The sequence below is a fragment of the Antarcticibacterium sp. 1MA-6-2 genome (assembly GCF_021535135.1).
Classification (GTDB): Bacteria; Bacteroidota; Bacteroidia; order Flavobacteriales; family Flavobacteriaceae; genus Gillisia.
Genome location: NZ_CP091036.1, coordinates 2,828,584 through 2,852,883 on the forward strand (window position 1 = coordinate 2,828,584; position 24,300 = coordinate 2,852,883).

At 36.2% G+C, this 24,300-nt stretch carries 25 protein-coding genes and 1 tRNA gene; 5 read left to right on the forward strand and 21 right to left on the reverse strand.

The window, feature by feature from the left end:
- Positions 1-10: 10 nt before the first annotated feature.
- The 13 genes from LZ575_RS14475 to LZ575_RS14530 all read right to left on the reverse strand — a co-directional run bounded on the left by LZ575_RS14475 (position 11) and on the right by LZ575_RS14530 (position 13,721).
- Entirely contained in the window at positions 11-1,942 is a 1,932-nt protein-coding gene (locus LZ575_RS14475) for a restriction endonuclease subunit S (protein WP_235325163.1), read from the reverse strand.
- On the reverse strand, positions 1,935-2,378 hold the full coding sequence (locus tag LZ575_RS22630; RefSeq protein ID WP_255702620.1) for an N-6 DNA methylase: 444 nt from the start codon (positions 2,376-2,378) through the stop codon (positions 1,935-1,937). The genes LZ575_RS14475 and LZ575_RS22630 overlap by 8 nt, the downstream gene beginning before the upstream one ends.
- 61 nt (positions 2,379-2,439) lie before the next feature.
- Positions 2,440-3,558, reverse strand: coding sequence for a class I SAM-dependent DNA methyltransferase (locus LZ575_RS22635; protein ID WP_255702621.1), 1,119 nt, complete (start codon positions 3,556-3,558; stop codon positions 2,440-2,442).
- 56 nt (positions 3,559-3,614) lie between these two features.
- Complete coding sequence (locus LZ575_RS14485; protein ID WP_235325164.1) at positions 3,615-5,849, reverse strand: DEAD/DEAH box helicase family protein; 2,235 nt, start codon at positions 5,847-5,849, stop codon at positions 3,615-3,617.
- Positions 5,797-6,708, reverse strand: a complete 912-nt coding sequence (locus LZ575_RS14490) for a type I restriction endonuclease (protein WP_235325165.1) — start codon at positions 6,706-6,708, stop codon at positions 5,797-5,799. The genes LZ575_RS14485 and LZ575_RS14490 overlap by 53 nt, the downstream gene beginning before the upstream one ends.
- Positions 6,709-6,814: 106 nt before the next feature.
- Positions 6,815-7,936 carry a hypothetical protein gene (locus LZ575_RS14495; protein WP_235325166.1) on the reverse strand — a complete coding sequence of 374 codons (1,122 nt, stop codon included), beginning with the start codon at positions 7,934-7,936 and terminating at the stop codon, positions 6,815-6,817.
- Positions 7,937-8,452: 516 nt separating this feature from the next.
- Entirely contained in the window at positions 8,453-8,911 is a 459-nt protein-coding gene (locus LZ575_RS14500) for a DUF6730 family protein (RefSeq protein WP_235325167.1), read from the reverse strand.
- Positions 8,912-8,927: 16 nt separating this feature from the next.
- A complete protein-coding gene (locus LZ575_RS14505) occupies positions 8,928-9,788 on the reverse strand; it encodes a relaxase/mobilization nuclease domain-containing protein (RefSeq protein ID WP_235325168.1) in 861 nt (286 codons plus the stop codon).
- A complete protein-coding gene (gene mbpA, locus LZ575_RS14510) occupies positions 9,785-10,081 on the reverse strand; it encodes a mobilization protein MbpA (RefSeq protein ID WP_235325169.1) in 297 nt (98 codons plus the stop codon). Before mbpA ends, LZ575_RS14505 begins: the two co-directional genes overlap by 4 nt.
- 138 nt (positions 10,082-10,219) lie before the next feature.
- On the reverse strand, positions 10,220-11,131 hold the full coding sequence (locus LZ575_RS14515; protein ID WP_235325170.1) for a toprim domain-containing protein: 912 nt from the start codon (positions 11,129-11,131) through the stop codon (positions 10,220-10,222).
- Between the two features lie 272 nt (positions 11,132-11,403).
- The gene (locus LZ575_RS14520) at positions 11,404-12,606 is read right to left on the reverse strand and encodes a primase-helicase family protein (RefSeq protein ID WP_235325171.1); all 1,203 of its coding nucleotides are present in this window, start codon (positions 12,604-12,606) and stop codon (positions 11,404-11,406) included.
- 25 nt (positions 12,607-12,631) lie between these two features.
- Positions 12,632-12,922 (reverse strand): AlpA family transcriptional regulator, encoded by a 291-nt coding sequence (locus LZ575_RS14525; RefSeq protein WP_235325172.1) that lies wholly within the window; start codon positions 12,920-12,922, stop codon positions 12,632-12,634.
- A 124-nt stretch (positions 12,923-13,046) separates the two neighbouring features.
- A complete protein-coding gene (locus tag LZ575_RS14530; protein WP_235325173.1) occupies positions 13,047-13,721 on the reverse strand; it encodes a hypothetical protein in 675 nt (224 codons plus the stop codon).
- A 321-nt stretch (positions 13,722-14,042) separates the two neighbouring features.
- Here LZ575_RS14530 and LZ575_RS14535 point away from each other — a divergent pair, with 321 nt between their 5' ends.
- From LZ575_RS14535 to LZ575_RS14545, 3 genes are all read left to right on the forward strand, one after another.
- Positions 14,043-14,384, forward strand: coding sequence for a hypothetical protein (locus LZ575_RS14535; RefSeq protein WP_235325174.1), 342 nt, complete (start codon positions 14,043-14,045; stop codon positions 14,382-14,384).
- Positions 14,385-14,665: 281 nt separating this feature from the next.
- Positions 14,666-16,822 carry an N-6 DNA methylase gene (locus LZ575_RS14540; protein ID WP_235330743.1) on the forward strand — a complete coding sequence of 719 codons (2,157 nt, stop codon included), beginning with the start codon at positions 14,666-14,668 and terminating at the stop codon, positions 16,820-16,822.
- Entirely contained in the window at positions 16,815-17,744 is a 930-nt protein-coding gene (locus tag LZ575_RS14545; protein ID WP_235325175.1) for an ATP-binding protein, read from the forward strand. The genes LZ575_RS14540 and LZ575_RS14545 overlap by 8 nt, the downstream gene beginning before the upstream one ends.
- A gap of 345 nt (positions 17,745-18,089) precedes the next feature.
- On the opposite strand, the gene LZ575_RS14550 is transcribed toward LZ575_RS14545, so the two are convergent.
- Positions 18,090-18,163 (reverse strand) — tRNA-Ile (locus LZ575_RS14550).
- 152 nt (positions 18,164-18,315) lie between these two features.
- Positions 18,316-18,723, reverse strand: a complete 408-nt coding sequence (mce, locus tag LZ575_RS14555) for a methylmalonyl-CoA epimerase (RefSeq protein ID WP_235325176.1) — start codon at positions 18,721-18,723, stop codon at positions 18,316-18,318.
- A 390-nt stretch (positions 18,724-19,113) separates the two neighbouring features.
- On the opposite strand from mce, the gene rbfA reads away from it, so the two are divergent.
- Complete coding sequence (gene rbfA, locus LZ575_RS14560; protein ID WP_235325177.1) at positions 19,114-19,506, forward strand: 30S ribosome-binding factor RbfA; 393 nt, start codon at positions 19,114-19,116, stop codon at positions 19,504-19,506.
- A 1-nt stretch (position 19,507) separates the two neighbouring features.
- On the forward strand, positions 19,508-20,707 hold the full coding sequence (locus tag LZ575_RS14565; protein ID WP_235325178.1) for an ABC transporter permease: 1,200 nt from the start codon (positions 19,508-19,510) through the stop codon (positions 20,705-20,707).
- On the opposite strand, the gene dusB is transcribed toward LZ575_RS14565, so the two are convergent.
- From dusB to LZ575_RS14590, 6 genes are all read right to left on the reverse strand, one after another.
- Positions 20,704-21,696 (reverse strand): tRNA dihydrouridine synthase DusB, encoded by a 993-nt coding sequence (dusB, locus tag LZ575_RS14570; RefSeq protein WP_235325179.1) that lies wholly within the window; start codon positions 21,694-21,696, stop codon positions 20,704-20,706. The genes LZ575_RS14565 and dusB overlap by 4 nt on opposite strands.
- A gap of 117 nt (positions 21,697-21,813) precedes the next feature.
- Complete coding sequence (locus LZ575_RS14575) at positions 21,814-22,014, reverse strand: hypothetical protein (RefSeq protein WP_235325180.1); 201 nt, start codon at positions 22,012-22,014, stop codon at positions 21,814-21,816.
- On the reverse strand, positions 21,998-22,720 hold the full coding sequence (locus LZ575_RS22640; protein WP_255702622.1) for an outer membrane beta-barrel family protein: 723 nt from the start codon (positions 22,718-22,720) through the stop codon (positions 21,998-22,000). The genes LZ575_RS14575 and LZ575_RS22640 overlap by 17 nt, the downstream gene beginning before the upstream one ends.
- Complete coding sequence (locus LZ575_RS22645) at positions 22,710-23,666, reverse strand: outer membrane beta-barrel protein (protein ID WP_255702623.1); 957 nt, start codon at positions 23,664-23,666, stop codon at positions 22,710-22,712. The genes LZ575_RS22640 and LZ575_RS22645 overlap by 11 nt, the downstream gene beginning before the upstream one ends.
- Positions 23,653-24,018, reverse strand: coding sequence for a carboxypeptidase-like regulatory domain-containing protein (locus LZ575_RS14585; protein WP_235325181.1), 366 nt, complete (start codon positions 24,016-24,018; stop codon positions 23,653-23,655). The genes LZ575_RS22645 and LZ575_RS14585 overlap by 14 nt, the downstream gene beginning before the upstream one ends.
- Positions 24,019-24,037: 19 nt before the next feature.
- Entirely contained in the window at positions 24,038-24,253 is a 216-nt protein-coding gene (locus LZ575_RS14590; RefSeq protein ID WP_235325182.1) for a carboxypeptidase-like regulatory domain-containing protein, read from the reverse strand.
- Positions 24,254-24,300: the final 47 nt, after the last annotated feature.

Sequence of the window (24,300 nt, forward strand, 5' to 3'; positions counted from 1 at the left end):
TTCTTCATTTCTAGATCAACTGTTTATCTTTTATAAAATCAATCATTTTCGCGGTTACACTTTCACTAAACTTTTCCGCCTTGTTTTTATATTTTTTTTCTATCATAGGCCAGTTCTGCATTGCTGTTCTAATAGCGTCAAGGTTATCGGTGTGTAATTTGCTCATACAGCGATAAACAGTATTTAAAAGCTCGATTTTATAAATATCGTTTTTTATAAAAGGTTCCTGGTAAATAGAAAGGAGTTGGGTTAATGACTTGTTATATTGTTGATTCTCTTCTAATTTGATCCAATTTTGTAATTCTTTTTTAGTCTCAGGTTTCACCCTGTAAACCTTCTTTCCAGATTCTAATTCAAGTTTAAAAAGGAATGGATTTGCCTCAATGTTTTCAGCGATAGTTTCTGAAAACATTCCCCAAGGTCTTTCTTCAAATTTCACGTTCTTAAAACGTTTTTCTTTAAATATTTGCTGAAGATTACTTGTCGTCTTCTGAATACCAGTTTTACCATGAGTAATACCGATTGTTTCTTCTTCAATTAATTGAATTGCCGCTATCTCCTTATAAAGATTGACGTGCTCAAAAAGTGAATCTACAAATTCTGAATTCCTTTGATAGGCTGTTTCTTCCTCCGCAGCCATATCTATCTGTTCATTTATTTTATTGTTAGATTCTTTGACTGTTACCTGCCCATTCATTAACATAGGCAACAACCAATCCCGGAGTTCTGCGAGATCTTGGTTTTGCTGAGAATTTATCTTTAATTTTAAATATAAGGGGTCTGAAATTTTCTTATACTCGTTAATTATTTCCTGGGGAGGAATAATAACTTTTAAACTAAACAAATCGTCTTTAGTGATTGAGCCAAAGGTAGTTCCGGAATTATTTCTTGATTCAAAAATCTGTTTGAAATAACTCATTTGCTGCCAGAGATAAGTATTAGATCCTGTTTTTTCACGTAATGCAGCTAAACCCCTGCCAATACAACACCCTATCAGTGCTTGATTTAAAGTTCCTACTGGAGCTCTAACTGATAGCAAAATATCATTTTCCTTAGCCATTCTTGAAGGAAGTATTGTATATTTCCTTATACTTGGATATCTATCCCCAAAATCGGTAGATCCTTGAAAGAAGACCTCACCCATCCCCTCTTCATTGTATGAACTTCCTGCTGGAGATTGGCCCATCGTTATTTTAGCAATATTACTAAGAACACCATCATCCCAACCCTTAGGAATCCTCCTTTTTAATTGTTCACTATAAAACATTGCACCTCCAGAGGCTTTATAAGGTTTGCCCGCTAACTGGGGTTGGCCGATAGTTTTGGCATAGTTTGAAGACATAGGAAAATCAAACTGCACAAACCAATAATCGTAAATGAGTTTGGCAATTTCATTTAAATCAATATTTATTTTATTATTCAGTTCTATTTTGGCATCTAAATCTGAAAGGACTTTTGATATTTTTTTTTGGTCAGACAAACTTCTATCTATCACATCGATTTCTCCAAAGTTTTTTAAAATTATTCTTGGTAATGCACTACCTGAAACATATTTTTTAGATACAGTTCTTTTGACAGATTTAGTTTGAAGATAATACTTCAAATAATGGGGATGAACCTTGTCCAGATCCGGTCTCAAAATTCCAATAGAGGATAAAACTGCCTGATTTATTTCTTTGTCAATAACAAAAACATGTTTAAGATAACTTCCATCTTTTGCAATTAACACATCATTAATTAACGGTTTACAATCACCTTTAACTAATTTTAAATAGTCATTAAAAGATACATATTTGGAGTCCGAATAATCAAACCCATTTTCTCTCATATTCTTTACTGAGAGCATTGGAATGCCCTCTCCTACTCCAACTGGACTATAGTGTGATCCATCTGTAATTTTTTTACAAAGGGTATTTAATTTTACTAAATTTAATTTATTCATATTTTAACGCTTGCAAATTTTTTCCAATCTCATCTTCTATTTCTTTACTTTTAGAAAATAATGAAGCTAGGTTGCTTTCATAAGCCTGAATTTTTGCTTGGAAATCCTGAGCAGTTATATCACTATATTCAATTTGTACTTCAAAATATTGTCCCGCATTTAGAGAATAATTTTTAGTTTTTAATTTCTCATAATCTACCACCACAGAAAAATCATCAACTACATCTTTGTTCACAAACGTGCTTATAATTTTCTGCTCCTCTTCTCGTGATAGTACCGTTTTTTGAGCTTTACCTTCTTTAACCATCGTTCCCAAGCCACTAGCATCAATTAGAACAACTTTATCGTCATTGGCTTTGTCAAAAAATACAATTGATACATTAGTACCCGTCGTGGCAAAAATATTAGAGGGCATACTCACCACTCCGGCAAGCATTTTATGCTCCACCAATTGCTGTCGTATCTTTCTATCGATCCCAGATTGCGCCGTAATAAAACTAGGTGGGTACCACCACAGCTGCTTTACCTGTTTTCTCGGCTAATGAAAACATGATATGTTGCAGGAACAAGCTGTAAATGGCCATTTTATTTTTAGCCTTTTCAGGTACATTGGGGATACCTGCAAAAAAGCGATTCTGATTTATTTTTTTCTTAAGCTCATCTATATCATCGCTAAAGTCCAGCTTAAACGGCGGATTGCTCACGATATAATCAAACTTACGGAGGTGACCATTCTCTCTGTGGTAAGGGGCAGTCATAGTATTGCCCTGAATCACATTCCCAATACTATGAACCAAATTATTAAGAATTAAATTAAGTCTCAGCAGGTTTGATGATTTTTGCGAAATATCCTGGGAATATACTGTACACTTTTTAGGCCCAATGGCGTGCGCCAGATTCATAAGCAAAGTTCCACTACCCGCACTGGGGTCATAAATGGTAACATTATTTTCAGGTTCCGGCACCAATATGGCGGCCATAATTTTTGATACCGCCTGGGGGGTATAATATTCGGCATACTTACCACCTGAATCATTATTATAGTCTTTAATGAGGTATTCAAAAATTGTAGAGAAGAAGTCAAAGCCTTCTTCCATGATTTCTTCAAAATTTACGTGTACCAGTTTGTTGATGATGGCACGTGCAAAATCGTCCCGCTTGCTTGCATCTTTTACAAATTCGGTAATCCGGTCAAACAATTGGATTTTTGAACCCCCTTCTGTAGTAACAGAGAATATCCCTGAGTTCATTTGCCCAATATCAATAAGGGTATCATCTAAAGTTTGTGCAAAATCAGATTCATTTTGACGGTTAAAAAGCACCGTAATTAGATGCCTGGGAAACAAAAATGCCGCATTACTTTCTAGCTCAAACTGTAGCAAACGATATTCATCATCATCCATTTTAGCAAGCTGCTCTTGCCACTTCTTCCCTTTAGTTAGTCCGGGTTTTGCTTTTTTAAGCTGAAAGGTAAACTTGTCATTAAGGTATTTATACAAAAATGCCTGTGTAATGATATCAAACTCACTACTGCTATTCCCTAAGCCATACCCGGCACATACAGCCTTTAGGTCATCAATCAAGGTTTTGGTTTTTATAGTATTCTCTAGAGTCATATTCTATTTCAATTATTTCTATTAAGCTTAGACAAGCTTATCTTGATATTTAAGTACTAAGCGGGTCGCTCATAGTATTCATCTAAGTATTCTTTTACAATAATATCTGAGACAAAAAGGACAGTCTCATAATCCAACTTTTGATTAAGCGTTTCATTAAACTCTTTCATAACCATACGGGCTACCTCGCGTTTAAAATAGTTCTCGTTATTCAAACTATCCTGACGTTGTAAAACAGTAAGATCGGTTTGCTCCTTTATGCGTTGCAAAGCTTTCATTATCTGTGATTTAATTTTTGAAGGTTTTCCTGCTTCCAACAACCTCTTTTCAGTTCTAGCATATTTAGAATCCCCATCATACTTGGATTTTAATAAATCATTTTTCCTGTTAAGCTCTTTTACTTTGTTGTGTATTTGTCTCAAGGATTGCAAATTCTCTTGCATTTCTTCCTGACTTATCTCATTCAAGTTTTTGTTTTGAAAGAGTCTGCGAAGTTCGTCATATAAACTTACCCATTGGGGATCTTTGGTGTCAAAATTATTGGCTAAACCTTCTCGAGTTTTCTTTAGGATGTCTTTGAGTTTATCAGCCAGAACAAGTTCTTCCTCTCCTATTTTCTTAAAATTAAACAGAATATCTTCTAAAGCGACGTTTAGGAGGTTTCCCATTTCCTCATTGTGCTCAAAAGCGTGTTTGGCATTAATTAATTGTAGACGATTCGCTGCCTCATTTCGTAGGGTGCTGAGCCGTCTAAAATCTAACTCTTCCAACAGCTCGTATTCGCCAACCAACCTTATAATATTATATAAAGCCCTCGAATTTTCAAGTGCCTTTTTAATTTCGAGCATCGTCTTTCTATCATCGATCTGTGAAATCTGTTGCTGAAAGATTTCGGCATTTTTCAGGTCATAATCAACCAGTGTCTCTTTTATCTGCTGAATTGAAGCCAACATTTCCTCTCTGGACATAAAAAGATTGGAATAACTTCCCATTTCATCGCCTAAGGTTTCCTGAAGCTCATCAAAATACGCTCTGTTTGTAGCATCAAATTCGGTAGAGATATCAGCAAAATCTACTACATATCCGTAACGATAGGTTTTGTAAGTTCTATTAACCCGAGTTAAAGCCTGTAACAGATTATGCTTCCTAATTAAACGTCCCAAATATAATTTCTTCAGACGTTTGGCATCAAAACCAGTAAGCAACATATTATAAACAAAAAGAAAATCTACTTTTCCTGCTTTAAAAGCATCCCGCCAACGTGCCAAATCTTCTTTTGAACCGGAGTCGTAAAGGATCAAAGCGGCAACTTTCGGCTTGTACGATTCTTTACGTTTTGCTTTATAAGATTCCGGCTCTTCAGCTGCTAAAATTAATTCTTCCTGTTCAGCTGAATGTTCTATGTCTTCAAAACCACGACCGTATTTTTTCTTAAAAATTTTATATAGTTCCTCTGCTTGCTCGCTGCTGTCGCAAATGACCATTCCCCCAAGGTCATTATCATCATGTCTGGACCTGAATTGCTCAAAATCATCTACAATGTAATCGAGCATAGGTTCAACAAAGGATGGATGTGCATACAGTTTTTTCTTGTCGGTATCTCCTTTTCTAATATCAATTTGATCTAAAGCTTTTTTCAGCTTAATTTGATATTCTGTTGCTATCTCCTCACGTATTAGCCTCAAGGTATAACCATCTGCAATGGACTTGTTGTAATAGTATTTATGGATATAGTCACCAAAGAGCTGCTTTGACTTTAAATCTGATCCTATTAAAGGGGTGCCTGTAAGCCCAATTTTTATAGCATTTGAATCGCTCTCTTGTAAGTTGGCCAAGAAGCTACCCGTGGGATTATAACTGCGGTGTACTTCATCCAAAAAATACACTCTTTGTATAGCTAAATTGTAATCTTGCTTCTGAACTAGATTCGGATCGTTCTCAAACTTTTGGATGTTAACAACAGTTATTTCGGTTTGTCCTTTATCATTATTTATAGCGGTGGTCTTCTTTAAATCAGAGAGAAACTCCTCTTTTGAATTTACCGTATGCACTTTGAGTCCTCTTGCGGTAAATTCATCCCGAGCCTGGGCTAATAAATCCAATCGATCTACAATAAAGTAAAACTTAGGAATGATATTTTTCTGCTGATAATAATGTTTGAGGTAATGGGTATTGTAATAGGCTAATGCGGTTTTACCACTCCCCTGCGTATGCCAAATGATTCCTTTTCGAACACCCTCATCTAGTTTTTTTGCGATAGCTTTTGTCGCAAAAAACTGAGGGTAACGCATGATATGTTTTTGGATACTCAGTAGTTTCTTTTACATACGCCAGCGCAAAAAACAACATAAATTTTAATCGATCCTTTGAAACCAAAGAAGTTATTACCCTGTTAGTAGGTGTGTTTGGATCTTTATTGGTCTGAAATTCAGGACTGTTTTTAACCACCTGATAATTTGTATCCTTTAATAAGAAATCCTCAGATCCATTTTTTAAAGGATTCAGGATCCGGGTATAATTAAAACCTATTTCTTCCCTGAAGTAATTAAATATGGGATTATGGTAAGATGGAGAAGCATAAAACGCACCCTGCCAAGGTTGAATTTCGTTTTCATCATATTCCATATTATTAGAAAAGATCATAAACTGTGTAATATTTACAAATTTTCTAAATTTCTTATTCTGAAAACGCCTAGCAATACGTTCCCGCTCCGCAATTACGCCATCTTTATTGTTAGGTTTTTTAACTTCTATAAAAACAAGTGGCATTCCATTGATAAGGCAAATTATATCCGGACGAAATTCGTCTTCACCATTTTTATAGGGGAGTTCAGTAACTACGTGAAAATCGTTCTGTTCAAAATTTTCGAAATCTATAAGCTTTACACCAGATTTTACGGTTAGCATTTCATAAAATGCCTTACCTAAATCCTCATTCTCCAATTTTATACTAACCTCCTGATATAGCCGATCTATCTCGTCTTTTGTCAATTTAGGATTAATCTTACCTATAGATCTCCGAAATAAATCAGTAAAAATATTGGTGCCGACATCCCACTCCGTGTCCTTAAGAGAAATATATTCATACCCCAATTGTATAAGATGTAGAATTGAGGGAAGTTTTACTCTAGAGTCTTCGTTAAATGCCATAGTGGTTGGTAGTAGGCGAAAGATAGGTTTCTTTTACAGAACTGCAAAGTTTATGTTAAAGTGCAGGAAGTAGTGGTTATTTAAGGCTACGGATAATTTTAGCCAATCATAAGAAATCATAAGGATTAACACCCTCTAGTATTTCATCTTTTTTTGCTATTGTTGGATCCAACCAGTCCGCTTTTTCCCTCCCAAACTTTATTAGCTCTTTAATCTCTATATTTGATATAGAATTCAAATCAGTATTCTCTTCAAGGTGAGATAGGAATTTTCGCAACTTTTGGGTTTCATGCCATTGACGAGACAGCGCAATGAGGTCTTTTAACTTTTTAACTTCCCTGTTCCGAATTTCTGCTTTTTGCCTTTCTATTTTTTCTTGCTCCTGTCTTTCCTTTTCCCGTTTGGCACTTTCAATTTTCCAATCCAATTCTTCTTCTGCTGTTATTTCCAAATAGGCAATTATCTGAGATAATTTTTTTTCGAGAGAAATAGTATTTGTTTCATTCCATTCTTTTTTGGAAGAATATTCACCCGTAATTAAAATTAATAATCCCAAGGGATCCAGTCTACTTCTTTTATGGCCATAGTCATCTGTATAAATAATACGTTTATGCCTTTCCCTGAAGCTTAAAGATATTTCAATACTATTAATTATAACATATGAACGCTCATACACAAAGGAAAAGGTATGGCCCCGAGCCTTTAAGGCCCTCACTAATGTGTCAATGATTCGCAAAGTTTTAGGTAATAGATTTTCAGATACTGAAACACCAATTCCTCCGTAATCATAACGCTTAGTATAATCCCATACACCGCCTTTTTTCGGATGATTTACTGTTTCAGGGAATTTTGTAGCTTTTACTATTGGATCGAATTTTTTTGAAAGTTTTTTAGAAACCTTCAAGTCCACTTTAGGATCATTCTCTATTTCCAGTTTAAGTTTGTCACAATCAGACAACTCACCTAAATCTCTTTTATCCTCATCTTCCCTTCTGTATAGAATAATATTTTCCTTTTCCGTACCATATTTTGGCAGTGGAATTGGAGGTGAGGCCTTGCCGAATTTTTTCTTAGACCAATACCCATTGGGAGGGAGAGGAATTCTATTGTTCCTGCAAATTTTTTTAAAGCTTTGGAAAGAGACTAAGTAATCTTCTGTTATTTGTTTAATAGAGGTTGCCCAAACCAAGTTATATAGTTCTTTCCGGGATAATTTTTTTATAACCATTTTGTAAGTTCCATGTCTTGTTACTTAAATTTAAAAATTTGAAATAGCTTATAAAAATTAGTGAGAGAGACATTAATTAATATGTTTTAGTCTAAAAATTTAATTGTTGATTTAAATACATCTGTCTCTTAGATAGGTGAGATAAAAAACTGGTGCTTTTCCTACACCCTTCTTGATAATTAAATTTTAAAAGAATAAAAGCACTTATTAAGCCCCATTTCTACCATAACTAACCTGCGCGAGGTTCCTGTGCTGTTTTTATAGCATACGGGAAGTTAAGCGTAAAGTAAAAACAGCATAGGGCGCATCCTACTTACATCTTAATGCCCAGTAAATTTTTACCTGATTTCAAGCCTTCCCAATGCATTTACTGGAAATCTTACAAACTTTCACTACTAGGGTTGAAAAAAAATCACACAATTTGATCACAGTTTTGCCGCAAATTTTGACGATTTTATTGGGTGTTTCAGGCCATTTGTCGCAAATTTAAGGTTTTTGCGACATCATCATTTGTCATTACAAATCCCGTTTATTTTCCTCCAACCACTCGCAATAGGCCTCCTGGATTTCCGGATATTGGGCAAAATAATCTTCGTGCGGTTTATTTTGAGTTTCCAGAATTGTCCGGTAGATTTCAAAATTCGCTTCCTGTTTTATATGGGAGTTATAGGCAAAGTACCCCACTAAACCTAAAGCAAGAATTCCTGATATTCCAAAAAGAATGAGCAGATTATTCGGTATTAACTTGGCGTGCTTTAATTTCCTTTCGATACCCTGCAGGATTTCATCTGTTTTTTCTTTTTCTGCTTCCTGCTTTTGCAGAAATATGTTCAGCTCCTTCTCCAAAGCTTCGGTGCTAATGGGAATACTTAGATTAAATAATTGCTCACAAAGCTTTTGAAGTTCCTGAACACTACTTTTAAAATCAGCCATTTCATCGGCCATCAGTTCCATGATTTCGTCTAACTTTTTCATCGTTTAAAAATTTATATCAAATTCCTATTCCGGTATCCAGTGCTCTTAAAGCTCCCTTTATAAGTTCTTTGGTTATTTTGGTGGTTAGTTTAGTACTTAACTGCACGGTTTTGTCTAACACCCTGATGTTTTGCGGTGCTTCTTTTAACCTGGTAAAGCTTCTGTTTTGTGAGATCTCGGCGATTATTTTGTTACTCATAGATCGTTCTACCTCACTTGCTTTAAGGTTTACTCCTTTGTATGCTACACGGAATCCTTGTAATTGATTTGATTTATTAATAGTGGGAATCACTTCCACTTTATAAGCTCTCATTTTCTTAATGTAATCATCCAGGGTTTTTGGCTTCGATTGAAGAACCCGGTGATTTATATTTTTGATTTCAAGTCGGATTCCTTGTAATTCCTGCATTTTTTCCTTTTGTACTTCCTGTACTCTCTTAAGACCTAATTCCTTTGCTACATTATCTGCCGCTATCTGGCTTCTTTTTCCGATAAAGCTGTCTTTATAAACTTCCCCGTTAAGGCTGATGCGGTTGGCATAGATATGTACGTGCGTATGCGCTTTATCCCGATGGACAAAACCAATAGCCTGGTGGTTTTGCAGCTTCATCTCCTTTAAAAATCTTTTAGCAATTTCTTCCAGGTCTCTTTTGCTTAAATCCTTTCCGTCTTCAATCGTAGGGCTTACTATAAAGCTTAAGGTGTTTTTGAGGCATCGTTCATTTTGCGACTGGATAATCTTAAACTCCTCTGTAATCTCAGCGGGAGTGTCTCCGGCCAGGTATTCTTTTAAAACAACTTCTGCCTCTTTCTCCTGGTTCCAACCGTATTCGATAGAAGCCCCGGTACTGGCTATTGCGTGTCCTTTCCCTATCATTTTTTAAATTTTTTTAAATGTGTCCTGATTTCTCTTGCCAGATCTTCCACAACCCCAGCCAGCTTTGGATCCCGCTTTTTAAACATATTCCCAATACGGGTAAAATTATTCTTGTATTGAACCAGCATCTGGTAGGCCTCCAGTTGTTCCGGAGTAATCCGTTCTACAATATTTCTTTCAAAGGCCGCAGATCGGATATATTCTGAAAGGGAAATTCCTGCCCTGGCCGCTCTTCTTTGGAGCAGCTTCTTCTCGTATATCGAGCAGCGGATCTGGATGTATTCCCTTTTCATTTTTTTCTTTTAAAACCTTTGCAACCTCCGGGCGCAAAGCAAGATGTCATTACAATGACACATCTTGCTTCCCTTTCCGATTTAGAATTGATTTTTCATTACATTTTTTAGTACTTTCTCTGGTACTGCTATTGAACTTTAGCACTTTCTTGCCTTAGTTTTTACTCCGGACAATTGTTTGTTTTTTCCAGGATTTTCATTTTTCAACTTCTCATTGAGATCTTTATATCCACTATAGCAATCACTACAATCGGTGATGTTATCAAAAAGACTTAAAAGTGAACTGGCTGCTTTTTTTCCAGCGGGATCATTGTCTAAATACAGTAAGACAATTTCATACTTTGGAATCATATCTTTAATTCTATCAATAAAAGCCAGGGAATTAAGAATAATACAATCTGAACTCTCTACTAAGTCTTCATCGATGGCTGCCAGAGAGAGAAAATCAAACATCCCTTCAATAATCAGTAGCTGTTTAGAACCTCTTTCAAACAGGGAATAAGTTTTGGGGCTGCTGGAATTTTTATAGTATTTATTTCTAAGTTCCCAGCCACCCTTCTGATTTTGGAGACCAATGGTGAAGAATTGTTTTCCATTAGATCTATACCAAATCTGTCTGCAATATTTCCTCCCGATTTCTAAAGGTATTTTTCGGGATTCTAAATAGTTGAGTAGCGCAGGAAGATTAAGTGGTTCTACTGTGCTAATTTTAATTTTCTCATTAATAGAAGGTTCTTTTAGTCGCGGTTTAAGAGAATAAGTAATAATATCCTCACTTAAAAATTCTAAGGCATCTATTAGGTCGCAGGACTTTATAGCCATAATCAAGTCTATAGTTGAACCTCCTTTTCCCATTCCGAAGTCATACCATAAATTTTTAACTACAGAGACGTTGAAAGAGGCTTGCGTTTCTGACCGAAGGGGACTCAGAAACCAAGCTTCTTTTTCCGATGTTCTGGTGGGAAAGTGCCCTAATTTTGCAAGCGTTTTTACGATGCAAATATTACGGGCTCTTTCACAGCACGCAAGTATGTTTTTTCCATTTTTCATTTGTTTTCTTTAAAACTTAAATATCAGTCTATCAACACTTTGCCTGGCATCATTTTTATTTTGATGACAAAACGATGACAGAATGATGACGCTGAAAACCTTTGCTATCAGAGGGCTTATTTACTATCTGGCATCATTCATCAAAAAATAAAGAAATAAGTAAAGTGTATTCTAAAGTCTCCATTTTCTGTGATGCCGATACGGAGGTGTAACCCAACGGTAATTCCCATATTCATTGGCTTTCCCTACTACATCAGTCGGTCATCAAATCATCATTTTAGATCTTCACTAAAGTGATGAAGTAAGAAAGATTTGGTGACGGTATAATAGCGGCCCTTTCCATCAATAAGCCCCAATCCGCCATCCTGCCACATAAATATTTTTTGATATTTCAGCGAATTATCCTGGTTGTTTAATTTCCAGTCCTTCTTGAATATTTGCCGCAATTGGGTCAGGTCCGTTTTAATCCGGGTGCGATTTAAAACTTGCAAAGCATCCAGCGGACAAACGTCTACTTCCTCCAATTCAAAAGTCTCCATTACATCGAGAATCATACTTGCTAATTCTTTTTCGACTCGGTTCCTATTGTTCTGCATCAGATTTTCAAGTGCATTTGTCTTTATCTGTGCCGGGGTAAACCACATGCGGGTACTGTGTGAGGTAGCCAACTCCCGCTGTTCCAGGAAATGCAATAAGGCTGGGATTTCAGCTTTTAACTGTTCTAAAAAGTGAGTGTCTTCTATTTTTAAAATAGGAACCTTCAATACCCAAAAGCGCGTTTCCTCACTATCGATCTTAATAAAATTGTCTTCATTATTGCTACAGAGAATAAATTTTCCGAAGAATTCCACCTCCCGCTTATCCTTCCCTTTTGCTTCCATCTTATTAAAATCTGTAGTGCTCAGATATTTTATTCGCTCGGTAAGCTCCTCCCTATTGAACAGTACTTCATCAATACAGATAAGTAGCTTATTTGCCCAGTCTACATTAAACTGGCTACTGAAATTATCATTGGTAAGGTACGTGAGGTTACTATCAAAAATAGCCTTAAGCCATTTGAGGAAAGTTGTTTTACTGGTAACTCTTTCTTTTGATACCAGGCATAGAATAGGTAACATTTGGAGCGGTTTTAAATACAGCAGCTGCAAGTAATCCAGTCCCAGTTCGAATTGTGGACCAAAAATGTGCTTAAGAAACCGTAAGGATCGATCGACCTTCCCCTGTTGCGGTTTATATAACAATGGAGAGTACGTATTATAAAACCCATGATGTTCCTGCTTAAAATCCCTATGACTGGGAATACAGGTAAAACCGTCATATCTTTTTATACCTGCAATAAAACTCTTTCCGTGGTCCTGGCGCAGTGTCTCGAGATTCCAGGGAACTAAAGTTTCATTCAAATTCCCTGCAATACTGGGCATTGCCACTAATTTATAGTAGCTGGTACCCACACGGATATAGGGTAGTTTTTTCATCTTAAAATGTTTTAGGTTACTAAACCTACTTACGGTTTTTCAACAAACTCTGGTTGAATTGATGCTCAAGGAATTCATCAGAAAGATTTGGTTCCCCCAACAGCCAGGCATCAATCTTATCTTTGTCAAAAAACTTCTGACGAATATTGGGATTATTACTGATGGGTATAAGCTTTAAATGGGTAAGCTTATAGATCTTGCTCTTGGATAGCCCAGTATATTGTGCCAGGTCATCCACGTTCATTACTTTTTTGGTGTGGGAAAGCAAGACTTTAATATCTTCCAATAGCACCACAACTTGATTGTGCTCATTCATAATTAAAGGATTAAAAATTGGAATAAGTAAAAGGCCTTTTACGATTTTGTACAGGGCAAACTTAGGAAAGCAAATACCTATAAATCAATAGGATAATTGGAATAAGAAGAAAATTTTGCTATAATTATTCTATACCTAAGACCTTTTTGATGAATTTGCGCTGGTTCCGGGAGTTAATTTTTTCCTGATCGTTTTTCCAAGCGGAAAAACTGGTTTTTAAAGTGTTCTCTTTTAGCGGTTCACTATTCATTAAAAAGGAATCCATTAATAATGTGAAGAAGCTATGCTTACGCTCTCCGGTAAGATCCTGAATTCCACCTACGATCAATTCATCAAACAATACAAAGAGGATACGATGATTGGCAGATTCGCCACTTTTATTCCCCATAGTAAAATTGATCTTATTCCGGACTCTTAGTCCTTTCATTAGCCTAACGAATTGTTGTTGAGACTCGTGGTCCAGATCAAGCAATTCAAACTTCACCTGGAATTTTTTAAGGGGGATTACCTGAAAATTATGACGGTTTGTTTCAAGGTATTTATTGGATTCGTAGAAAATAGCTACCCAAACCAGAACCAAGACAGTTATTATTAACAGCGCCAGGAAAATGAGATAATTATCAGCAAGGGATCCAATTCTGAAAATAAGGCTGAAGCTTAAAATAAAGACAATAAAAAAAGAGAGAAGGAAGAGAATAAGGTTGGTTTTACTGCCCTGCACTTTCTCCTCCAGGAAATAATTTATTTGTGATCTCCATCTGGCCAGTACCTTTCCGGCATTGAGAATAAATCTATCCATGGACTCCTCTTTTTCAACCTATTAAATATAGTTAAAAGAAAAATAAAGAAGAAGCATATGATTTCGTATTGACAAATTACAGCAGAACATGAGAACCAAACGAGATATGTCAACTTTCTATTATAATTTTATATCTTATATTAGATTGGCCTAATTTGAATACTCTATTGATGGAAATAATCATTTCCATAATTATCTAAAGGCATCGATAAAACTGTACAGGGAAAATAATGAGTTTACAACGCAATTTTTTTAGAGAGAAGTAAGTAAATCATAAAAAAGGAAGGCAAAAAACTAATATAAAATTTAGAAACGTTTTATTTGGGTAAAATAGCAAATATGAAATTACGCGAAGCCTTGTATGAAATTTTAAAAACACAACCTGAACCTTATACCTTCAATGAGATTGCCAGAAAATTTAATAATAGTGAACTTATCAGTACCATTAGTTTTAAAGAGCTCAAAGCCTATCAAGTAAAAAACATTGTAAATAAGGAGCAATCAATTTTCACCAATTTTAATGGTTATGTAGTATTAAAAGAAGATTCAAAATGGAATAATCTTTTAAGAACATATTTTAGTCTTATTGATAGTACAAGAGGCATTTTGAATGTGTCAGAGCAGGAATTTGTGGTAACAGCTCTTTTTTTTACAAAAGATTAATTGATATAAAATTTGAAAATCTTGATTTTTCTTCAGAGGAGATAAATTATGATAACGTATCAGTAATTAACAATGAAAATGATGTTGAAGATTGGTTATCTGATTTAAAATATATAGAAAAAGAATATAATTTCGATACAAGTATTTTCTCAAATTTAAATAATATTTTAACCAGACTTCGCTTCTTTGAACTCAAAAATATAATTAGAAATTTCAAAGAACTTAAAACTTACTATTTTTCGGTTGAAGAATTTGGAAAAGCCTTTGAATATGTAATTGAAATACATCAAGCTGAAAATTCAAAGACAAATTTAATACGTACTTCTAAGGAAATAATTGAATTGATGATTTCAATTTTAAATCCAAGAGAAGCACTATCCTTATACGATCCTGTCTGTGGTACAGGAGGTTTTTTATCCCAAAGTTTTAGGGTAAACAGTAATCTTAAAATTCATGGTTCCGAAGTAAATTATAAAGTTGCTCAAATTGCTCAAATGAACCAAATTATGAATGGTGATTTTGATGCTAATATAAAAGCTGAAAATTGTTTTAGCCAGTTAAACAACAATCTCTCATATGACTTGATTATTGCAGATTTACCTTTGAGCGGAATTCATTTCGACGAAATTGATCGACTTTCTGAAATATGGAACATTAAATTCCCCAGAAGGACTAAGGGTTTTGGTGCATTTGTGTTATTTAGCTTATCTAAATTAAGCCCTAATGGAAAAGCAGTTTTCACAGTTTCAGATAGTTTTCTTTTTAAAACCGGAATAGAACAAAGAGTTAGAAAAATACTTTTAGATTTAGACTATATCGAAGCAATAATTAGTTTACCTAATGGTGCATTAAAACCATATACAAATGGCAAATCCTCCATTTTAGTTCTAAACAAGAATAAAGAGAATTTCTTAAAAAGAAAAGTGAAATTTATTGTGGCCTCAAATGTATTTGAAGCTTCAAATTTAGATATTAATGAAATATTAAATATATATCATCAAAATATTGAAAACAACTATTCACAAATAGTTAATTTAGAAGATATTAATAAAATTAATACGTTAGACCCTAGTTACTATACGTATGATTTCTTTGAAATAAGGAAGTTGTTGGTTTCGGGAAACGCTGCATATCTGTCTGAATTAATTACTACAAAATCTGGAACCAAACTTCAAAATAAAACAGACCTAATTACCGAATCTGGAATACCTTTCATAAGAATAGAGAATTTAGAAAGAGAAATTCTTGATATGCAGTTGTCCGAAAAATCCATTAAAGATTATGTTTCATACAAACCTTATTATAATCGGCATATTATAGATAAAGAATGTCTTCTTTTAGCTAAGATTGGTGAGAATTTAAAACCTACTTATTTTAAACCTGACCCGCAAGGGATGGAGGAAATAATTTTACATCCAAATGTTATCGCAATATTCCCTAAAAATAATCAACATCTATCACTAGAATTTCTATACTATCAATTTTACAGTGATATTGTTCAAAATCAAATAAAAAACAGATTAAGCAGATCAATTGTACCATTCATTACTTTAGCGAAATTACGGGAATTAATTATTCCATATGTTGATATTCATTCTCAAAGCCGATTTATTGAGGTAGAAAAAGCAGCTATTATTTCTGCAGAAAAAACAAGAATTGATGAAAGATTTAAACGTTTAGGTTATAAAGAAGAAGCCGAAGAGCGAGAGTTAAATGTTGTGAGAACTATTACACATCAATTAAGACATAATCTCTCGGGTATTGAAATAATGATGGATAAGCTAAACAGGATTTCAACTAAACGTGAACTCTTTAATTACAAAGAATATGATGAAGATGACCCAATTTTGATAACAAAAGAAGGATTCGAAACACCCGAAAATAATAGCGTACAAGAAATCATTGACAGGGCATTAAAAAAAGCTCGAACTTTAAATGTGATACTCTTAGATGTTGAAAAAGCGATAAACCTAAACATGACTTATTCTCAGGTCGAGCTACTTTCAATCTTTCAAAAAATTAAAGATGAGTTTCGAAATGATTGTTTTACAATTGAAGTAATAGGAATACCTGTTGATATTGAAATTTCAAAAACTCACTTTGAAGATCTAATTAATACTCTTCTTGACAATGCCAGGGAGCACGGATTTGATAAATCAAAAAATGATAATAAAATTACTTTTAAGATAAAGCCTGATTTTAATCGAGACATTGTTGAAATAGAGTATCAAAACAATGGTAAACCATTAAATATAACTCAAAAAGAATATACCTCTATTTTAACGAAATCCATAGATAGTAATGGTAGTGGTATTGGAGGATACTATATAAATAAAATTATAGAAGCACATCACGGTTCTTTAAATATTAAAGAAGATTTGAAAAAGGGTATGAGATTGACTATTGAATTACCATTAAAACAGCCAGAATATGAGTAAAAGCATATTATTAATAGATGATAAAGAGGAATTCAAAGAGGATTTTAAAATAAAAGCACAATCGAAGGGATATGCATTAGCATATGGCAAGAGTTTAGAAGAACTTAAAACTATACTGCCCCGTATTCACAAAGAGATTGTTGCAGTTATACTAGATATTAAGTGTTTAATCAGAAATGACCAAAAGATAGAGAAGCCGGATTTCATAGGTGCCACATTAAATTATTTGAATCAAGATTATCCAGATTTACCTCGATTAATATTAACGGGAGATGAAAAAGCTTTAGACGCTGCTAAAATGCTTTTTAATACGGATACTGAAATCATCTATAAAAAGGTGCCTAACGAGATTGACAAACTTTTCGCCAAATTAGATGAATATTATGAAGATTTCCCTCGGAGAATTTTAACTCTTGAAGAAAGAGAAGTAGATTCTATTATCAAAAAAGGAGAAGGCAAATATTTAGAATTTAAATCATCATTTCAATTTTGCACTAAAAGCCAAACTTTAAAAAAGAGTTTACGATTTGAAGTGTTGAAAAATATAGCTGCTTTTTCAAATACCGACGGTGGCGCTGTATTAATTGGAGTTAAAGATAATGGTGACATTATTGGGTTAGAGGAAACAGATTTTAGGACAAAACAGAATACCATTGATAGTTACAAATTACTTTTTGATGATTTAATTGAATCCAATTTTGGAAACGGTTTTCATAAGAATTTATCTGATATGAAATTTTACAACATTAAAGGTAAAACAATATGTTATGTGCAAGTACAGAGTAGATACCATAGACCTATAACAATTTCTAAAAAACCAAAAAATGGTAAAGCTTACGATGCCTTTTTCATAAGAAGATTAGCAAGTGCTAAGGAGCTTTCTGGAGAAGAAATGAAAGAATACATTTCTAATCACTTTTAATAGAATTTTGGTAAATCTGAATTCACAAATTCAGGTCGTCCGAACCTGGTTGTTCTCTGAATTGCCTAAGCATTATTCATTAAAGCATTCGAATCTTAAAGTTTTCTACATTTAAGGTCGAATTTATAGTTACCAATCCAAACTCGATCATAATTTCCAGTATTTAAGACTATGTTTATATGACGTAACATTAGATCAATCTCAATTTTCATAAAACAAATGCTCTGGGACAAACCTTCGGGTGGTTACACCTTTAAAGTAAATTTAAATTTTGTTGTACCTATGTTGTACCCGCCCTAAAAAGCAAAAGCTTCCGATTTCTCGGAAGCTTTGTCTTTACTGGTGTGGTCCCACCTGGACTCGAACCAGGGACCACCTGATTATGAGTCAGGTGCTCTAACCAGCTGAGCTATAGGACTGGCTCATTAGGTATTATGAGGGCGCAAATTTATGTAATTGCCGCTTACTCTACAAATCTTTTTTCAGTTTCTTTCTTAGTAGGGAGAATTGAGTAGTGAGAATTGAGATTTTAGATATGAGACTTGAGACAAGGCTTAATTGTTTAGCTTCTTTAATTCTCGGGTCTTTCCTGGCACAATTCTACCAACACTCCGTGACCGTTCTTTGGGTGCATAAAAGCTACTATTTTATTGTCGGCTCCGGGTTTGGGAGTTTCGTTTAGCAGGGTGAAACCTTCTCCCTGTAAGCGGGAAATCTCTTTTTCTATATCGGCTACATTGAAGGCTATATGGTGGATGCCTTCTCCCCTCTTTTCCAAAAACTTCGCAATAGGGCTATCAGCATTGGTGGCAGCGAGCAGTTCTATTTTACTTTCGCCGATTTTAAAGAAGGAGGTGATTACTCCCTCGCTTTCTACTGCTTCGGTTTTGTAATGTTCACTTCCTAAAATGGCTCTGTAGGTTTTGTTTGCTGCTTCCAGGTCTTTTACTGCTATTCCTATATGTTCTATGTTTCTCATTTTTTTCCGTTTTCTGTTTACCCGTTATTTGTTGTTTTCCCGCAGATCTCGCAGAATCTCGCAGAAATATGAACTACTATTAACCTTTTCCCCCGTGCTGACTGTCCTCTGTCCACTCTCCACTCTCCACTTAGCCACTAATGCACGAATCTTTTCTTTTTCCCGCAGAATTCGCAGATTCTCGCAGAAATAGAAACTACAATGAACAATAACCTTTAACTAAAAAAAATTTCCCCGTGCTGACTTTCCTCTCTCCTCTCTCCTCTTTCCACTACTCCACCGACAACTGACAACCTATAACTTATAACAACTTTAACTATTAACCTTTAACCCTTAACTTCCATCTCCCCGCGCCTGCGGCGCTATGAAAATATATCTTACTTTTGTATTATGGAAACAAACAGACAAAAAAAGATAGGCGGAGTATTACAGAAGGACCTGGCGGAGATTCTTCAGAATCATTTGAGGGATGCAGGGGTGACGGGAATTTTGATCTCGGTTTCTAAAGTGAAAGTGACTACAGACCTTTCTGTTGCAAAAGCTTATCTCAGCATATTTCCTTCCAAAGACGCGAAGGATCTTCTAAAAGAGCTGAATATTATTAAACCAAAAATCAAGCACGAACTGGCTCAACGCACAAGGAATCAGCTGCGAAGAATGCCCGATCTTGAATTTTTCATTGATGATTCCCTGGAATACATCGAGAAGATAGAAAAGTCTATTAAGGGAGACGAAAATCCTATTGAACAACCCGATTTGCTGGAACGCAGGAAAAAATCGTAAAGTGAATTTTTCCCTCTACATCGCCCGGCGCTATCTTTTTACCAAAAGCAGTAATAATGCGATCAACATTATTACCCTTATCGCGGCGGTAGGTGTGTTTGCAGGAGCTTTTGCGCTTTTTATAGTTCTTTCAGGATTTTCAGGACTTAAGGAATTCAGCCTTTCCTTCACCAACGAATTTGATCCTGATCTCAAGGTCTTTCCGGAAACAGGAAAAACTTTCAGTTTTACCGATGACGAAAAAGAGCGACTTTCCAAAGTTGCCGGGGTTGCAGCTTTTTCCGAAGTAATAGAAGAAAGGGTTTTTCTGGAATATAAGGCCAAGACCCATACTGCTTTTATAAAAGGTGTAGACAGTAATTATCAGCAGGTTAACCAAATAGATTCTTCTTTGATCTTTGGGACCTGGCTTGGCAAAAGTGAATTCCAGGTGGTGGCAGGAAACGGTATTACGCGGATTTTATCACTGAGCGTTAATGACTATCAAAACTTACTTAGACTTATGGTGCCGCGGCCGGGAAAAGGGCAGGTTACCAATCCTACCGAAGCCTTCAATAGTGAAAGCGCTATAGTTACCGGAGTTTATAGTGTAAACGAAGAGCTTGATAGTAAATTCATCTTTTCAAATTTAGGTTACGCCAGGACTTTGCTGGAACTGGAAGCAAATGAAGTTACGGCGATAGAGCTAAAATTAACTCCCAATGCCAAACCTGATGAGGTGAGGACTGAAATAAGCAGTATCCTTGACGAAAAGGTAGTGATTAAGAACCGGGCCCAGCTTAATGAGACGCTCTATAAAATGCTCAATACTGAAAATCTCGCTGTATATCTCATTTTTACGCTCGTGGTGATAATTGCGCTTTTTAACGTAGTGGGTTCCATAATAATGGTGATACTGGATAAGAGGGAAAACATCAAAACTTTATACAGCCTGGGAGCAGCACCGGGTACTATTAAAAATATCTTTTTCATGCAGGGCGCACTAATGACAATTGTGGGCGGCGCGATAGGACTGGTAATAGCACTTCTCGTAGTTTGGCTGCAGCTCCAATTTGACCTGGTGATGATCACCCCAACTCTTCCCTACCCGGTACAGATAAGACTGGAGAACGTACTTATAGTTATTGCCACCATTGGAACTTTGGGCATCCTGGCTTCTTATATCGCTGCCAGCCGAAGTAAAAAAGCATTACAGGTTTAAGCAAATTCGTAGCCGGAAAATTCTCTTTCAACCTCATCAAAGGCTGCAAAAACATCTTCAGCCTCATCGCTGGTCACCATTTTCTGTCGGTAATCCTTGAAGTGCGGAATTCCCTTAAAGTAATTGGTATAATGTCTCCTGGTTTCAAAAACACCTAATTTCTCACCTTTCCAGTCAATAGCCATTTGCAGATGCCTGCGTGCAGCAGTAACACGTTCTTCCAAAGATGGAGGTGCCATATGTTCCCCTGTTTCAAAAAAGTGCTTCACTTCCCTAAAGAACCAGGGATATCCAATGCTTGCACGTCCTATCATTGCACCGTCGAGACCATACCTGTCGCGCATTTCTACAGCTTTTTCGGGTGAATCAACGTTTCCGTTTCCGAAAACCGGGATATGCATCCGGGGGTTGTTTTTAACTTCGGCAATAGGAGCCCAGTCAGCCACGCCTTTATACATTTGGGCGCGGGTCCTTCCATGAATGGAGATAGCTTTTGCCCCGGCATCCTGCAATCTTTCAGCAACCTCAACAATTTTTATTGAATCCTGATCCCAGCCTAGCCTTGTCTTAATAGTAATGGGAAGTTTGGTGTGCTTTACCATAGCTGCGGTAAGAGAGACCATAAGATCTATATCTTTCAGGATTCCCGCCCCTGCACCTTTGGAAACTACCTTTTTTACGGGGCAGCCAAAATTTATATCGATCATATCAGGGCCTGATCTTTCTACTATTTCCACGGACTCTAACATTGAATCCAGGTTTGCTCCAAAGATCTGAATTCCAACAGGGCGTTCCTTCTCGTAAATATCGAGTTTCATTACGCTCTTGGCGGCATCACGAATAAGCCCTTCCGAAGAAATGAATTCAGTAAAAACAACATCTGCCCCCTGTTCCTTGCACAACGCGCGAAACGGCGGATCACTTACATCTTCCATTGGAGCAAGCAGCAATGGAAACTCTCCTACATCTATGTTACCTATTTTGGACACACTCAATTATTTAAGAGTGCAAAATTAAACAAAAAAAGAGAAGTCCCCTAGCCCCCCAAGAGGGAATAAAATCTATATAAGTGAGTTTCCGGTTCCCCCTTCGGGGGTCAGGGGAGCCTAGTGCCCCTCTTCCTCCTGTAAACGTGCAGCTTCTTCGGTGTCTAAAGCCCGCTGATTATCCTGTAATCTAAAGTTTCCAAACTTATAGATCATACCCACTCTCACCCGACGGGATTCTCCTTCAACAACATTAAAAGAGTTGTTTTGGTTTAAGTATTGTGAGCTAAGCGGAATATTTTGCTTAGTTAAAAATATCATCGACATTAAGTGTAAATACCAGCCTGTTGTCGAGAAAAGATTTCCTGAGCCCGGCTGAAATTACTGTTTGTGGTTCATCAAATTCATACGAGCCTTCGAGGATGTTCGGAAGAAAAGTTCCTGTGAGTTCCGCGGTTAAAGTGCGATCTTCGGAAATGGTGAAATAATTCTGGGCCAGAAGAAATGTACTTAAAACGTCTTTTTTCACAGCTATGTTGCCACTCTCCTGTGCAATAAACTGGTTTTCCATGAAGAAAAAAGAACTCAGCGCATATAAGTACCACCAGTCCTGGATATAATCAAAGAACATGACATCGAGACTATACTGCTGATCATAGATCATATTGGCAGTCGCAGATCGTAATATCCTGTTTTCATTATCCTGAAACGGAAGCCTCGCCATAGCACCATCTGCCCTATCCCAATAGAGGTCAAAAGATAATTTATTCTTATAAGTATAATTGAAATTGATCTTGTTGGAGATCGATGGTTGCAGGTTAGGATTTCCAACATTGTAGTTATTCTGGTTTAGGAAGTACTGGTAAGGATTCAAACTTTGGAACCTTGGACGCACAATTCTTCTACTGTAGTCAAGACCGAAGGAGTGATCTTCTCCCACTGTATGCATCAGGTAAAAAGTAGGAAATAATTCCAAATACTCCTGATCATTTACAGGGCCACGAGAGGCTGTAAAACTAAGCAACATCTGTATATTCACCTCTTAATCCCCCTTTGATGCTCCAGGTTTCCCAATCCTTGGAGAGACTGGCATAAGCAGCGTAAATATTTTCATCATAGTTAAAATCATCAGAAAACTCTCCGACAAAAACAGGTGCTGAACTATTATTATCAAAAAAGTCCATCCCGCTTTGAGACCTTATTCCTGAAAATTTTAATCCGCTCTCCAGGCTGCTGCTGCCCCAGGGAGTGGCAAGGTCGATCTTACCTGTATAGATCTGCGTATTTTGTTCTGAATCGGTTTTGAATAAATTCTGAGAATCTAACTCCCCTTCCGAAGAAAAAAAATCAGACCGCAGATCCTGCACCTGCCCGTCCTCATAACTTAAATAGTTAGCTGCTGCAATTAAAGAAGCGCCGTTTTCTCCAAGACTGGTCGTAAAAGTTGCATCCAAAAGAATGTTATCCTGATTGTTGGCTAAAAAGCTGTTCGTGGTATAAGAGAATTCCGGCTGATTTTGAGCATCAAAAATTTCAGTTAGACCACTAATATCCGAATCTGCTTTCGGCGTGAGCTGTATATTTGCACTAAGGCTCAACTCGCTCTTTTCACTAAGGGTAAAATCGAGGATGGAGTTGAAGCTATGGGAAAGGGTACGGGTATTCCTTTTAAAATTATTGAGCCACAGAGAATTTACGCTTCCATTAGGTTCATAAAATTCTATCATTCCCTCGTCCTCCTTATAATCTCTTTTTGTACTAAGATTATAGCTGGCAAAGAAATTAAGCCAGTTATTTTTATAATACTGGCTAGTACCAACAAGATATTTGGGTACAACCCCAATGGCATAAGTTGCATTTAAGCTTCCTTTGTAGCCAATAGATGGATTTGTGCTGGTTTGTATATTTAGAATAGCTCCACCTTCTGCGTCATATTTCGCTGGAGGATTGGTAATAACTTCAATAGATCGCACATTTTCTGCGGAGTAACCTTCCAGTAACTGCTGCAGTTCCTGGCTGGTAAGATATACACGCCTGTCGTTGATGTAAACTACCGCTAAGTAAGTTCTTCACCAGCAACTGCCCCTGGCTTTCAATTACACCCGGGGTGCGTTTAAGGATTTCATACGTATTCCCTGTGGAAAGAATAGAATTTTCTACATTAAATACCAGCAAGTCTATGCTCCTGCTTACAGTAGGTCTTTTTCCCGTTACCGTGACCTCCTCCAGTGCTCCTGCGTCCTCATTTAAGGTAATCTGGTCAAGATCCATGTCGCTTCTCACTTCCACTTTTTGAAGATATCTTTCAAAACCCACAAAACTCACGGCGAGGACATACTCGTCACTAAGCTATATCCTCAAAAAGATAGTTCCCATCCTCATCAGAAACCACACCCCTGTAAACGGTGACAGTATCATTTTTAAACAAAACCACATTTGCAAATGCTACCGGGTTTTGGTTGTTATCCTGTAAATTGCCCTTTAGGGTATGTTGTGAATAGGAAGAGAAGGAGCCCGATAATACTATCAGTATGAAACAACTGAAGGAGAAATTCTTCATTCTTAATGATGAGTAAATATTTCTAAAATATGTAGGGCTGAGACAAA

Excerpts from the sequence above, each read along its gene's own strand:
- LZ575_RS14475 (WP_235325163.1), bottom strand. The coding sequence starts at position 1,942 with ATGAATAAATTAAATTTAGTAAAATTAAATACCCTTTGTAAAAAAATT.
- LZ575_RS22630 (WP_255702620.1), bottom strand. The coding sequence starts at position 2,378 with ATGCTTGCCGGAGTGGTGAGTATGCCCTCTAATATTTTTGCCACGACG.
- LZ575_RS22635 (WP_255702621.1), bottom strand. The coding sequence starts at position 3,558 with ATGACTCTAGAGAATACTATAAAAACCAAAACCTTGATTGATGACCTA.
- LZ575_RS14485 (WP_235325164.1), bottom strand. The coding sequence starts at position 5,849 with ATGCGTTACCCTCAGTTTTTTGCGACAAAAGCTATCGCAAAAAAACTA.
- LZ575_RS14490 (WP_235325165.1), bottom strand. The coding sequence starts at position 6,708 with ATGGCATTTAACGAAGACTCTAGAGTAAAACTTCCCTCAATTCTACAT.
- LZ575_RS14495 (WP_235325166.1), bottom strand. The coding sequence starts at position 7,936 with ATGGTTATAAAAAAATTATCCCGGAAAGAACTATATAACTTGGTTTGG.
- LZ575_RS14500 (WP_235325167.1), bottom strand. The coding sequence starts at position 8,911 with ATGAAAAAGTTAGACGAAATCATGGAACTGATGGCCGATGAAATGGCT.
- LZ575_RS14505 (WP_235325168.1), bottom strand. The coding sequence starts at position 9,788 with ATGATAGGGAAAGGACACGCAATAGCCAGTACCGGGGCTTCTATCGAA.
- mbpA (WP_235325169.1), bottom strand. The coding sequence starts at position 10,081 with ATGAAAAGGGAATACATCCAGATCCGCTGCTCGATATACGAGAAGAAG.
- LZ575_RS14515 (WP_235325170.1), bottom strand. The coding sequence starts at position 11,131 with ATGAAAAATGGAAAAAACATACTTGCGTGCTGTGAAAGAGCCCGTAAT.
- LZ575_RS14520 (WP_235325171.1), bottom strand. The coding sequence starts at position 12,606 with ATGAAAAAACTACCCTATATCCGTGTGGGTACCAGCTACTATAAATTA.
- LZ575_RS14525 (WP_235325172.1), bottom strand. The coding sequence starts at position 12,922 with ATGAATGAGCACAATCAAGTTGTGGTGCTATTGGAAGATATTAAAGTC.
- LZ575_RS14530 (WP_235325173.1), bottom strand. The coding sequence starts at position 13,721 with ATGGATAGATTTATTCTCAATGCCGGAAAGGTACTGGCCAGATGGAGA.
- LZ575_RS14545 (WP_235325175.1), top strand. The coding sequence starts at position 16,815 with ATGAGTAAAAGCATATTATTAATAGATGATAAAGAGGAATTCAAAGAG.
- mce (WP_235325176.1), bottom strand. The coding sequence starts at position 18,723 with ATGAGAAACATAGAACATATAGGAATAGCAGTAAAAGACCTGGAAGCA.
- rbfA (WP_235325177.1), top strand. The coding sequence starts at position 19,114 with ATGGAAACAAACAGACAAAAAAAGATAGGCGGAGTATTACAGAAGGAC.
- LZ575_RS14575 (WP_235325180.1), bottom strand. The coding sequence starts at position 22,014 with ATGATATTTTTAACTAAGCAAAATATTCCGCTTAGCTCACAATACTTA.
- LZ575_RS22640 (WP_255702622.1), bottom strand. The coding sequence starts at position 22,720 with ATGTTGCTTAGTTTTACAGCCTCTCGTGGCCCTGTAAATGATCAGGAG.
- LZ575_RS14590 (WP_235325182.1), bottom strand. The coding sequence starts at position 24,253 with ATGAAGAATTTCTCCTTCAGTTGTTTCATACTGATAGTATTATCGGGC.